Source organism: Pseudomonas marvdashtae (genome assembly GCF_014268655.2).
Classification (GTDB): Bacteria; Pseudomonadota; Gammaproteobacteria; order Pseudomonadales; family Pseudomonadaceae; genus Aquipseudomonas; species Aquipseudomonas marvdashtae.
Window position 1 is genome coordinate 4,104,464 of the sequence record NZ_JABWQX020000001.1, and the last position, 12,704, is coordinate 4,117,167.

A 12,704-nucleotide genomic window follows, 5' to 3' on the forward strand; every position below is an offset into this window, starting at 1 on the left:
GCTAGGCAGGAGCAAGTGTTATGCCAGAAGTGTGCAGCTCAGGTGGTTTGCGCCGCCCACAAACAAAGCGGGAGCGGGCCTGCTCGCGATAGGGTTGATTCCCGCCAGGACAACGCTGGCTGACATCCACTATCGCGAGCAAACGCGCTCCCGCGGGTTTACTGCATTGAATCAGGCGTAGTAATCGACCGCACTGGTGCCAATCACGCTGACGGTGCTGGCCGCCACCTCGGCCACGCTGGCCGGCAAAACTTCATCCACCGAATCCACTCGACCACCGGAGGCAGTCGTGCGTCCCGCCTGGGCTTGCTGCTGCGCTTGCTGATCCTGGCCCTGCGAGCCACGCGACTGATCTGATACGTTGACGTCGACCTGCCCCATGCCTTGCTGGGCAAAACTGTCGCGCAGGCGATGCATCTGGCCTTCGAGGGCTTCGCGAACGCCTGGGTGTGCGCTCATGAACGTGATCTGGGTCTGCTGGTCCGGAACCATGTTCACCCGGATATCCAGGCGACCGAGTTCAGCCGGTTGCAATTGGATGTCGGCCGCCTTGAGATTGGCGCTCGACAAGTACATCACCCGATTGACCACTTCTTCAGTCCAGCCGCTCTGGTTCATGGCGATAGGCTGGTTGACCGGCACCGCGTTGGCGGTTTTTGGCGTGGCCGCCTGGGTCAGCGCTGCCAGGCGGTTGGCGAAATCGTCCACGCGGGTATCGCTGGACGCCGCGGTCAGGTCCTTGAGGCCTTCGCTGATCAGGCCGCTGAACGCCTTGTCGCCGCCCTGGCTACCCGCGCCGGTACTGTCCTGGTCGGCTTGCACGGTGAGCATGCTCGCCATCCCCGCCGCGAAGGTCTGGGCCGACGTCGGTTCGCCGTCTAGGGACGCCGGTGCCGCTGCCTTGGGCTGTGCCTGGCTGGAAGCGGACACATGACCGCCCTGCTCCATCGCCAGGCGCAGGGCTGGAAGCGCATCGAGTGGATCGGCCTGCGGGTCGAACTCCGGATCGATCACTGGGTCCGTTGCCTTGGTTGGCGTGGTTAAGGCAACGACGGGAGTTGCAACCACCGCACTGACTGGAGCCTCGGCCGGGGTGACGACAGGCGTAGGCTGAGCCTCGACGGCGGCCACCAGAGCAACGGCGTCCGGCAGCAAGGCCGGATCAAGCGTCGGATCGGAAGGTGCTGCATCCACTACCGGAGCTTCAGCCGTATCGGCGGGAGCATCTTGCGTTGTCTTGCCGTCGGCAGTCGCCGGCTTGTCGGCAGGCAAGGGCTTGCCGCTATCGGCAACCACCGGTTCCGGCGCGGCAGTCGTATCGCTGTCGACGTCCTTCTTGACGGTATTATCGGCGGCCTTGTCGCGCAGCGGTTTTGTCGATGGCTCAGGTACCGCCGGTGATTTGACGGGCGCCTGTTTGGCGAAGACCTGGGCGAAGCTGGAGGCTTTATTCCCGGCGTCCGGGCCTGCTGCCAGCGGATTGACAGCGGCCTGCGGCTTGGCCTGGGCAGTGGCCTGGATGAGTGTATTAGGCGTAACGGGCATAAAATGGTCTCCGCTGCACTGGAATCATAGATGCAGTCGAGACAGTGCAATGCAAGGGACGGGCCAACGTGTGAACGGCGCTGATTTCAGCAATGGAAGCCTTCGCGCTCCTCTCGGCAGAGAATACGCACTCGGGCAAATTCGCTGTCGATTTCGCTGACGAGTTTTTCGATACCGCCCAGCGACGGCTGTTTGGCACGCTGCTCCAGTTCGCCACACAGCTCGGCCAGGCGCAGGGCACCCATGTTGCTGCTGCTGCCCTTGAAACTGTGGGCCGTGGCGCTGAGCTTTTCAGCGTCCCGCGCTTCATGCAGCACGCGCAAGCGCGCTTCGGAATCATTGAGAAAGGTATCCAGCAATTCCGGGTACCCCTCCTCCATGACTTCCCGCAACGTGCTGAGCACGTCGCGATCCAGATGAATTTCGCTCACTTGTTCGCTCCTTGATCAAGAATGGCCCTGATTATGCCAGAGCCTCCCAGAAAAACTCCACGCGCGCACTACGACCATCGTCGGACCACGCGGCCTGATGGCATAGCTGGCGAACCAAGCTCACGCCACGGCCCGATAATCGATCCTTGTCCAGCGGTCGCGCCAGCACCTTGGCAACATCAAAGCCTTTGCCGCTGTCGTCGACCTCGATGACCAAGCGGCCACCGTCGCCATGGGGCGTGACATGCAAATGCACCCGCACGTGACCGTCACTCAACTCATCCAGGCGCACGCTACGCTCCTGATAATAGCGGGCAAAGCCGACCGCATCACGCTTGAGGCTCGAATCGAGCCCCAGCACGCCATGCTCAAGCGCATTGGAGTAAAGCTCCGACAATACGCTGTACAAGGCGCCGCTCTGCCCTCTCAACCCATGAACCTCCAGCAACAACTGCAACAGGTACGGCATCGGGTTGAAGCGCTTGAGCGTCTGCGCCCGGAACTCGAAGCTCACCGACCAGTCCAGCGGGCTGGACTGGCCGCTATCGGAATAGACCGGCGGCGGTGGATTGAGTTGCGTCGGCGCGACCAGACGCACTTCGACCATGCTGAAGTCGTCACGGGCTTCGCCGCGAAAATCCTGCAGGGCTTGTTGGATATCTTCGAAGAGAGAGTCGGGCTCGCGGTTGGCCGAGAACACTTGCTGCAACCGCTCCACGCCAAACGGCTGGTCATCGCGGTCACTGGTCTCGATCACACCATCGGACAACAGGAAAACCCGATCCCCCACCGACAAGGGATGAACTTCAGTTCGGTCATCGAATAGCTGCGGCGTCAGCACGCCCAGTGGCAAATGCCGGGCCGGCAACGGCGTGCGCGCGCCACTCAGGCTGTCATGCAGGTAGCCATCGGGCATGCCGCCGTTCCAGACTTCCACGGTGCAGCGCTGGAAACTCAGGCACAACAGCGTCGCGCAGCAGAACATGTCCACCGGCAGGATGCGCTTGAGCTTGGCATTCATCTCCCGCAGGATCTGCGCAAGGCCGTAGCCTTTGGCGGTCATTCCGTAGAACACCTCCGCCAACGGCATGGCGCCGACCGCCGCCGGCAAGCCATGCCCAGTGAAGTCCCCCAAGAGGATATGCATGTCGCCAGCCGGGTTGAACGCGGCCAGCAGCAAGTCACCGTTGAACAAGGCATAGGGCGACTGCAGATAACGAATGTTCGGCGCGCTGAGGCAACCCGAGTGGGCGATCTTGTCGAATACGGCCTTGGCGACCCGTTGCTCGTTGAGCAGGTAATCGTGGTGCCGGGCGATCTGGTCGCGCTGCTCCACCACCGTAGCCTGCAGCCGTCGCAAGCGGTCCATGGCCTTGATCTTCGCGGCCAGGATCACCTGGTTATAGGGTTTGGCCAGGAAGTCATCGCCCCCGGCCTCCAAGCAACGGGCCAAGGCTTCGCTTTCAGTCAATGAAGTGAGGAAGATGATCGGGACCAGCTGGTCCCCGGCCAGTTGCTTGATCCTCTGCGCAGCTTCGAAGCCGTCCATGACCGGCATCATTGCGTCCATCAGCACCAGGTGCGGACGCTGCTGCAGATAAACCTCGACCGCCTCGGCGCCATCGGCAGCCGTGAGCACGTGGTGGCCCTGGCGGCGGACAATGGTCGACAACAGTAGTCGATCAGCGGCACTGTCTTCGGCAATCAGGACCGTCAGTGGCTCCGACGACGATTGCATGGCGATCAACTGATGTCGAACAGCTTGTCGAAATTGGAGATCGCGAGGATTTTCTTGACGTCGCTGCTGCTGTTGACGACCCGGATGTCCGACTCGTCGCCACCGGCATGGTCGCGCAGCAGCAGGAGCATGCCCAAGGCAGAACTGTCGAGATAAGTGGCCTCTTTCAAATCCACCACGATGGATTCGGGCTTTTTGTCGAGCCGCTCATAAGACTCGCGAAACTCCTGATGCCGGCCAAAATCGAATCGACCTTTGATCGAGATCGTCAGCTTTTGCCCATCTGGGGATACTTCAGTTACGACAGACATATTCACTTCCTTGTCGTGGACATACGTGTACAAGGTTTAGCACTTGGTAGAGGTTCGGGCAAGGTTTCACAGCGCTTCCCGACAAAACTCTATCCACCATCAATACGGGTCTTGCCGGGGAAGGCGCTGGGACAACTCATCCAGCAGTTTCTGCTCGCGCTTGTCCTCCAATTGCCGTGCCTCGTCGATATAGCGCTGTACCAGCTTGCGCAGCCCTTCGACACGGGCAAAGGCTTCCTGCCAGCTCTGGCGGGCCTTTTCCAGGTTGTTCTGGTGCCAGACGAGGCTTTGACGCTGCTGATCGATGGCCGTACCCAGCTGTGCCAGGAACCCTTGATAACCCAACAGCCATTGCCCGGAAACCCCGTGGCTTCCACGGGCGATCCATTGTTCCTGGTATTCGAGGCGAAAATTCTCGAGGTCCGCCAGCTTGCTCTCGGCGACGGCCACTTGCCCTTGGAAATACGCCAGTCGCTGGACGGCGGTCTTCTCGGCTTTTTCCGCCATGTCCACCACTGGCGCCAGGCGTGCAGCACGACTCGTGGCCATGACCGGTTACGCGCCAGCGACGGGGGTGAAGATGGTCTGCAGGTGCGCTTCGCTGGCGCCCATGCCGATGTTGTCGTTCAGGCTCTGGCGTAGATAAACCGCCATGGCCGGATAGAGATTGATGGCCATGTCCGTCTCGCGATCACCACCCGGCACGTAGGCACCGACGCTGATAAGGTCGCGGCTCTGCTGATAGCGCGACCAGTACTGCTTGAATTGCTGGGCGCGTTTCATGTGCTCGGCACTGATGACCGACGGCATGACCCGACTGATCGAGGCTTCGATGTCGATGGCCGGGTAGTGCCCTTCTTCGGCCAAGCGCCGAGACAAGACAATGTGGCCATCGAGCACACCCCGCGCCGAGTCGGCGATCGGATCTTGCTGATCATCGCCTTCGGACAACACGGTATAAAACGCGGTGATCGAACCGCCACCCTTCTCGGCGTTACCGGCTCGCTCTACCAACTTGGGCAGCTTGGCAAATACTGAAGGCGGATAACCTTTGGTGGCCGGGGGCTCGCCGATGGCCAGGGCGATTTCCCGCTGAGCCTGAGCGAAACGAGTGAGCGAGTCCATCAGCAACAGGACATTCTTGCCCTTGTCGCGAAAATATTCGGCGATCCGCGTGCAGTACATAGCGGCGCGCAAGCGCATCAGCGGCGCATCGTCCGCTGGCGAAGCCACCACCACGGAACGCTTGAGCCCTTCTTCGCCGAGGATGTGCTCGATGAATTCCTTTACCTCGCGGCCCCGCTCACCGATCAGCCCCACGACGATGATGTCGGCTTCAGTGAAGCGGGTCATCATGCCCAGCAGCACACTCTTGCCCACGCCGGTACCAGCGAACAGGCCCAAACGCTGGCCGCGTCCCACCGTCAATAATCCGTTGATGCAGCGAATGCCCACGTCAAGCGGCACGCTGATCGGGTCACGCTTGAGGGGGTTGATTGTCGGGCCGTCCATCGGCACCCAGTCTTCGGCCTTCATGCCGCCCTTGCCGTCGAGGGCACGCCCGGCTCCGTCCAGCACTCGTCCGAGCATGCTCATGCCCATGGGCAACCGACCGGTATCGGCCAGGGGCACCACGCGGGCGCCGGGGGCGATGCCGGCGACACTGCCCACCGGCATCAAAAATACCTTGCTGCCGGAAAAGCCCATGACCTCGGCTTCGACTTGCACCGGATGATAACTGTCGTCGTTGATCACCATGCACCGGCTGCCCATGGCGGCGCGCAAGCCTTCAGCTTCGAGGGTCAGGCCGACCATGCGCAGCAGGCGGCCTTCCAGGATCGGCTGGCCGGCCAGTTCGGTGGCTTCGGCGTAGCTGCCCAGGCGCTTGCCGAAGCTGGTTCGATCAAGGCGCATCGCGACCGTCCAGTTCAGGGGCTATCAGCTCGGCACCGTCCGGATCGACGATGACGGCGGCCTTGGGTTCGTCCGGCAACTCCAGGCTCAGGTCAGCGGGAGCCGGGTGCAGGGCCTGTTCGTGCAGTTGGTCAAACAGCTTGGCCATGATCTGGCTGATGCGCGTTTCGACCGTCGCATCGATACGGCTGTGCTCGGTTTCGACCCGGCACCCGCCCGGCAGCAAGGTTTCGTCTTCGACAATCCGCCAGGTTTCTTCATGGCGCTCGCGCAGCGCCTTGACCAGCTCGAAGTCCTGCGGGTTGATGTACAACCGCACGTTGCCCACGCCCAGCGGCAACAGCTTGAGGGCTTCGCGCATGACGTGTTCGATCTGGCTCGAATCGATCGCCAGCTCGCGCTGGATTACCTGCCGGGTGATGTGTTGCACCAGCCCGACCAACGATTTTTCGATCTGAGTGTCTTGTTCGGCGATGGGCTCGAACAAATTGAGCATCAGCGATTCCAGCGCGCGCAGCTTGGCCGTCAGCGCCACGTCGGCTTCCTGGCGGACCTTGAGCGTGGTGCTGTGGAAACCTTCTTTTTCGCCGATGGCGAAGCCTTCGTTATAGGCTTCCTGGCGAATGCTCTCGACTTCTTCGAGGGTCAGCGGCTGCACTTCCTCCAGCGGTACCTCTTCCATCTCCGGCAGTTCTTCCACCGGTGCAGGCTCAGGCTCAGGCACGTGGGGATCGAAGCTGGGCAGCGACCAGACGTCGAAGCCACCGACGTCCCGGGCGCGGATCAGGTCGCTGGGTGAATCATCACTCTTGGCAGACATAACGACCTTAGATCATCTCTTCGCCGCCCTTGCCACCGAGGACGATTTCTCCGGCTTCGGCCATACGGCGGGCGATGGTGAGGATTTCCTTCTGTGCGGTTTCCACGTCGCTGACGCGCACCGGGCCTTTGGCCTCGAGGTCGTCGCGCAACAGTTCGGCCGCTCGTTTGGACATGTTCTTGAAGATCTTCTCCTTGACGCCTTCGTCCGAACCCTTGAGGGCCAGAACCAGCACATCGGAGGACACTTCGCGCAACAGTGCCTGGATGCCACGGTCGTCGACATCGGCCAGGTTGTTGAACACGAACATGAGGTCTTCGATCTGACCGGACAGGTCTTCGTCGACTTCGCGGATCGAGTCCATCAGTTGGCCTTCGATCGAGCTATCGAGGAAGTTCATGATATCCGCCGCGCGCTTGATACCGCCCAGGGTGGTGCGCGAAGCATTGGAGTTGCCCGAGAACTGCTTCTCGAGAATCTGGTTCAATTCTTTCAGGGCCGCCGGCTGCACTGTGTTCAACGACGATACCCGCAGGATGATGTCGAGACGCACTTTATGGTCGAAGTTGCCCAGCACCTCACCAGCCTGGTCCGGGTCGAGATACGCCACGACGATCGCCTGGATCTGCGGGTGCTCGTAACGGATCACGTCGGCCACCGCGCGCGGTTCCATCCACTTGAGGCTGTCCAGGCCGCTGGTGTTGCCACCCAGCAGGATCCGGTCGATCAGGCCGTTGGCCTTGTCCTCGCCCAGGGCCTGGGTGAGCATCTTGCGCACGTAGTCGTCGGAACCGACGCCCAGGCTGGTCTGATCGCCGACGATGTCGACGAACTCACTCATGACCTGCTCGACCTGTTCCCGGTGCACGTTGCCCATCTGCGCCATGGCCACGCCAACGCGCTGGACTTCTTTCGGACCCATGTGGCGCAGCACTTGGGCGGCGTCGGTCGAACCCAGGGACAGCAGCAGGATCGCGGCTTTGTCGACCCGGGACAATTTGGCAACAGCGGCTCGATTATCACTCATCTGCGTTAATCCACTCTTTCACGACCTGGGCCACACGACCCGGATCCTCTGCCACCAGACTCTTGATGGCGTTCAACTGAGCGTCATAGCCTTCGCTCGGGCTCGGCAGCAGAATGCTCTGCGGTCCGCCGAGGCTGACGCGATCGTTGGCCAATTCGCCATCCAGGCCGCCCATGCCTCCCAGCTCTACATCGCCCAAGCCTGCCAGCTGCTTGTTCTTGCCACCACCGGTGATGTTGTTGAGCACCGGACGCAGCACGCCGAACACCAGTATCAGGATGAACAGCACACCCAATACTTGCTTGACCACATCCCAGAACCAGGGTTGCGAATAAAACGGAATGTCGGCAATTTCTTCACCGCGCTCCAGGGAGAACGGCACGTTGATAACGCTGACGCTGTCGCCACGGCTGGCGTCGAAACCGACGGCGTCCTGCACCAGACGAGTGAAGCGCGCCAATTCGTCGGCGGTCCATGGCGCACGGCTGGTTTCGCCGTTGGCCGCGTTGATCTTGACTTGATCGTCCACGACCACGGCAACCGACAGGCGATTCAAACGGCCCTGCTGCTGCTTGGTGTGGCTGATGGAACGGTCGAGCTCGAAGTTCTTGGTCGATTGCTGACGCTTGTCGGCCGGGTACGGCGCGAGCATCGGCTGGCCGGTGGCCGGGTCCATGATCTGCTGGCCGTTGGCGTCGATCAGGGGCTGGCCTGGCTGCACCATGCCTGCCGCAGCGGTAGCGCCACCGGTGGTTTGCGGCGCGCTGGCTGCCGATGGCGGCTGGTTGCTCAGGGCACCTGGCACACCTTGCGGGCCGTTGCTGGCAGTACGCTGCTCGTTCACCGACTGCTCGCTGCGCAACGCCGGTTGATCCGGGTTGAACTGTTCGGACGTCGACTCCACGGCGCTGAAATCTACATCAGCCGAGACTTCGGCTTTATAGCGACCGTTGCCCAATATAGGTTGCAGGATGTTGTGCACACGCTGGGTCAGCATGCCTTCCATGCGACGGCTGTAGTCGAATTGCTTGCCGGCCATGGTCAGTTCGGAGTTTTCCGCCTGGTCGGACAACAGGTTGCCCTTCTGGTCGACCACGGTGATCTGCGACTTGCTCAGCTCGGGAACGCTGGTTGCCACCAGATTGATAATGGCAACGACTTGGCCTGGCTCAAGCGAGCGGCCGGAATACAGTTCAACCAGGACCGAAGCACTCGGCTTGCGCTCATCGCGCACAAATACCGAGCTTTTCGGAATCGCCAGGTGCACGCGTGCACCCTTGACGTTGTTGAGGCTGGAAATGGTCCGCGCCAGTTCGCCTTCCAGGCCGCGACGATAACGCGTCGCTTCCATGAACTGGCTGGTGCCCAGGCCCTGGTCCTTGTCGAGAATCTCGAAGCCGATGTTGCCATCGGTCGGCGTTACGCCAGCCGCGGCGAGCTTGAGGCGCGCACGCGCCACATCGTCGGCCTTGACCAACAAGGCGCCGGAATTAGGTTCAACGGTGTAAGGAATGTCGGCAGAAGCCAGGGTTTCCATGACTTGCTTGGCATCCATGCCTTCCAGGCTGCCGTACAAAGGACGGTAGTCTGGCTGCTGGGACCACAACACCACGGCGAAACCAATCGCCACGCTGGCAGCCAGGCCGACCAACAGGCCAACCTGACGCAGCATGGTCATCTCGGAGAGGTTTTCCAGGAAAGACAGACCGAACAACGGCGGCTTGCCGTCTACCGGTGTGGTCTTGGCTGGAACGTTATCAACGGCTGCTTCTGCCATGACTCAATAATTTCCTTAGACCGGCATCTGCATGATGTCTTGGTAGGCTTGAACCAGTTTGTTGCGTACCTGGGTCAACGCCTGAAACGAGACACTGGCTTTCTGCGAAGAGATCATTACGTCCGTCAGGTCGACGCCACTTTTGCCAATCTCGAAAGCACTGGCCAACTGGTTCGAAGCCTGCTGGGTATCGTTCACTTTATTGACGGCCTGACCGAGCAAGTCGGAAAAACTGCTGCCGGCCGCTTGCGGCACCGCGACCGATTTAGGCTGGGCCATGGCGTCCATCTGCATGGATCGCATGTCCAACATCAACCGATTAAATTCAATACCTTGGCTCATGATCTATTCTCTCTGGCGGCCCGCATTTTTTTGACACTTACTCAGCGGGTATACAGGTGTTAGCAACAAGGGTGCCAGCTCCATGGCCGTCAGAAACAAATGCGCGCGCGAGCGCATCCGGCGCTACACGGTTCAACCGTGACATGCATGAGCGCTTCGCACTCATGCTTGGCCAGCCCCTGGCGACAGGCATCAACTGGCGAAGAGATAAGCCTCCACGTCCATCCCGGCATCGCGCATCTGCGCCAGCTTGTAGCGCAAGGTACGCGGGCTGATGCCCAGCCGTTCAGCCGCCTCCTTGCGACGGCCGCGCTCGGCGCGCAGGGTGTCGATGATCATCTGGAATTCGCGACGACGCAGGTCGTCTTCCAGGGCTCCAGCCGATTCCCCCGTCACTTCGACCGGCTGAACCTGCGTTGGCACAGGCTTGAGCGCCGGCAATGGCGCGCAGGCCACCGGGCCCGCCAGGCAAAAATCCTCGGGCTGGATCAAGCCGCCCTGCTGAAGAATCAAGGCTCGCTGAATAGCATTGTCCAGCTCGCGGACATTACCGGGCCAGGGATACGCGATCAGGCAAGCCTGCGCCTCGGCAGACAGCCGGGCCGTTGCGTGCTTCATTTTATTGACGTGTTTGGCCAGCAGGCGCTCGGCCAGCGGCAGGATATCGGCGGTGCGCTCGCGTAATGGACGCCAGGCCAGGGGGAAAACCGACAGTCGGTAATAAAGGTCTTCACGAAAGCGCCCCGCCGCCACTTCGCCGGCCAGGTCGCGGTTGGTCGTTGCCACCACGCGAATGTCCAGGCTGATGGGCTTGCGCGCGCCGACCCGCTCCACTTCCCGTTCCTGCAATACACGCAGCAACTTGGCCTGCAGGCCCAGCGGCATTTCGGAAATCTCATCGAGGAGGATCGTCCCGCCGTCGGCCTGCTCGAACTTGCCGGGCTGGGCCGCGATAGCGCCAGTAAACGAGCCCTTTTCATGCCCGAACAATGTTGCCTCGAGCATGTTGTCGGGAATCGCCGCACAATTGATGGCGATGAACGGTTCGCTGGCGCGCCGGGATTGCTGGTGGATATAGCGAGCCAACACTTCCTTGCCCGTGCCGGACTCGCCGGAAATCAACACCGTCGAATCGCTGCGGGCTACCCGCGCGGCCAATTCCAGCAATTGCGCGCTGGCCGGCTCAAGCGCCACCGGCCCCTCACCCTCGACAGCGAGGCTGCCCAAGGCATGCCGCGCGACCAGATCCAGGAGCGCCTTGGGCTCGAACGGCTTGACCAGATAATCCGCGGCGCCCTGGCGCATGGCATCCACCGCACGCTCGACGGCGCCGTGGGCGGTCATCAGCAAGACGGGCAATTGCGGCTGGCGCGCCCGCAGCAAACCAAGCAACTGATGGCCGTCCATGCCCGGCATGTTGACGTCGCTGACCACCAGGCTGAACGGTTCACGGGCCACGGCGAGCAAAGCGTCTTCTGCCGAACCGACGGCTGCATAATCATGCCCGGCCAACAACAGCGTATCGGCCAGCGCTTCGCGCAGGGCGCGGTCGTCCTCGACCAGCAGAACCTTGATCGCCATAACCCTCACTCCACCCCTGGCGTACTGGAAAACAGCGGCAAGAGCACCAGCGCGCATGTGCCGCGCCCCGGCCGCGAGCGCAACTGCAATTCTCCCTGATGGGCACGGACCACCGCCTTGACCACGGTCAGGCCGAGGCCCGTCCCGGTGGTCTTGGTGGTAAAGAATGGCTCGCCCAGACGCGTCAACACGGCCGACTCGATACCGCTGCCGCTGTCACTGACGCACAGGCGCAAGGTGTTGTCGCGCGTGTACAGATGGACCTTGAGCCGCACCTCGCCATCGCTGGCCTGGATCGCATTTTCAATAAGATTCAACACCGCCCCCACCAGCGTGTCGCGGTTGCACAGCACCTCGCCGACATGGCTGTCGCACTGCCAGCGGATCGGCAAGCCCTGCACGTGAGTCAGCGCCGCAGCCTGCAAGGATTGCAGCAGCGCCTTGGGCGTTACACGGTCGGTCAGGGGCAGCTCGCCACGGGCGAACACCAGCATGTCGCGCACCTGGTGTTCGAGTTCGTGGAGGCGCTCTTTCAGGCGACCGGCAAAGCGTTGCTGGGTCTCCATCGGCAATTGCTGCTCGGTCAAATGACTGGCGTACAGCAACGCAGCGGACAGCGGGGTACGGATCTGGTGAGCCAGCGACGCTACCATCCGCCCAAGGGAGGACAAGCGTTCGTGGCGGGCCAGTTGATCTTGCAGGTGACGGGTTTCAGTCAGGTCGTTGAGCAGCACCAGCTGACCGGGCTCGGCGTCCAGCGACCGAGTCGAGATGGACAGGCGACGGCCGTCCTTGAGGGAGACTTCGTGACCGTCATCCTCACGCGGGGCGAAGCAACGGGCGATGACGTGTCGCCACAACTCGCCTTCCAGCGGCAAACCCAGCAGCTCGCAGGCCGCCGGGTTGGCTTCGCGAACGAAGCCGTGGGCATCGATGACAATGACGCCGCCAGGCAAGAGGTCGAGGAGGTTTTGCAGTCGATTGGCCAGGCGTTCTTTTTCCGCCAGCTCCTGCATGCGCTGGGCGCTGACCACCGCCAGCTCACCCTTGAGCTCGGTGACCCGGGCCTCAAGCAGGCTGTAGGAGTCGGTCAGCTGGCTGGACATCTGGTTAAACAGCGAAAACGCCTGCTCAAGTCCAAGACGACTAGCCTGTTCGGCGGACGGCATGTGTCCCGACTCTGGGACAGGAGACATCAGGGCGGCTTGGGTCATCGTG

12 protein-coding genes are annotated in these 12,704 nt (G+C 61.7%); all 12 read right to left on the reverse strand.

Annotated features, from left to right (window positions below; translation table 11 throughout):
- Positions 1 to 171: 171 nt before the first annotated feature.
- The 12 genes from HU742_RS18575 to HU742_RS18630 all read right to left on the reverse strand — a co-directional run bounded on the left by HU742_RS18575 (position 172) and on the right by HU742_RS18630 (position 12,700).
- Entirely contained in the window at positions 172 to 1,545 is a 1,374-nt protein-coding gene (locus tag HU742_RS18575; protein ID WP_186643013.1) for a flagellar hook-length control protein FliK, read from the reverse strand.
- A gap of 86 nt (positions 1,546 to 1,631) precedes the next feature.
- Positions 1,632 to 1,976 carry an Hpt domain-containing protein gene (locus HU742_RS18580; RefSeq protein WP_186610432.1) on the reverse strand — a complete coding sequence of 115 codons (345 nt, stop codon included), beginning with the start codon at positions 1,974 to 1,976 and terminating at the stop codon, positions 1,632 to 1,634.
- 31 nt (positions 1,977 to 2,007) lie between these two features.
- A complete protein-coding gene (locus HU742_RS18585) occupies positions 2,008 to 3,714 on the reverse strand; it encodes an ATP-binding SpoIIE family protein phosphatase (protein ID WP_186637180.1) in 1,707 nt (568 codons plus the stop codon).
- Between the two features lie 5 nt (positions 3,715 to 3,719).
- Positions 3,720 to 4,025, reverse strand: a complete 306-nt coding sequence (locus tag HU742_RS18590) for an STAS domain-containing protein (RefSeq protein ID WP_186637183.1) — start codon at positions 4,023 to 4,025, stop codon at positions 3,720 to 3,722.
- A gap of 99 nt (positions 4,026 to 4,124) precedes the next feature.
- Positions 4,125 to 4,574: a flagellar export protein FliJ gene (gene fliJ, locus HU742_RS18595; RefSeq protein WP_003184033.1), complete on the reverse strand. Its 450-nt coding sequence runs from the start codon at positions 4,572 to 4,574 to the stop codon at positions 4,125 to 4,127.
- A gap of 6 nt (positions 4,575 to 4,580) precedes the next feature.
- Entirely contained in the window at positions 4,581 to 5,939 is a 1,359-nt protein-coding gene (fliI, locus tag HU742_RS18600) for a flagellar protein export ATPase FliI (RefSeq protein ID WP_186610429.1), read from the reverse strand.
- Positions 5,929 to 6,759: a flagellar assembly protein FliH gene (gene fliH / locus HU742_RS18605; protein WP_186637185.1), complete on the reverse strand. Its 831-nt coding sequence runs from the start codon at positions 6,757 to 6,759 to the stop codon at positions 5,929 to 5,931. Before fliH ends, fliI begins: the two co-directional genes overlap by 11 nt.
- Before the next feature lie 7 nt (positions 6,760 to 6,766).
- A complete protein-coding gene (gene fliG, locus HU742_RS18610) occupies positions 6,767 to 7,786 on the reverse strand; it encodes a flagellar motor switch protein FliG (RefSeq protein WP_007958288.1) in 1,020 nt (339 codons plus the stop codon).
- Positions 7,779 to 9,563: a flagellar basal-body MS-ring/collar protein FliF gene (fliF, locus tag HU742_RS18615; protein ID WP_186637187.1), complete on the reverse strand. Its 1,785-nt coding sequence runs from the start codon at positions 9,561 to 9,563 to the stop codon at positions 7,779 to 7,781. Before fliF ends, fliG begins: the two co-directional genes overlap by 8 nt.
- Before the next feature lie 15 nt (positions 9,564 to 9,578).
- Positions 9,579 to 9,905 (reverse strand): flagellar hook-basal body complex protein FliE, encoded by a 327-nt coding sequence (gene fliE / locus HU742_RS18620; protein WP_186637189.1) that lies wholly within the window; start codon positions 9,903 to 9,905, stop codon positions 9,579 to 9,581.
- A 192-nt stretch (positions 9,906 to 10,097) separates the two neighbouring features.
- Positions 10,098 to 11,486 carry a sigma-54-dependent response regulator transcription factor FleR gene (fleR, locus tag HU742_RS18625; protein ID WP_186637191.1) on the reverse strand — a complete coding sequence of 463 codons (1,389 nt, stop codon included), beginning with the start codon at positions 11,484 to 11,486 and terminating at the stop codon, positions 10,098 to 10,100.
- Between the two features lie 5 nt (positions 11,487 to 11,491).
- Positions 11,492 to 12,700 (reverse strand): sensor histidine kinase, encoded by a 1,209-nt coding sequence (locus HU742_RS18630; RefSeq protein ID WP_186637193.1) that lies wholly within the window; start codon positions 12,698 to 12,700, stop codon positions 11,492 to 11,494.
- Between the last annotated feature and the right edge of the window lie 4 nt (positions 12,701 to 12,704).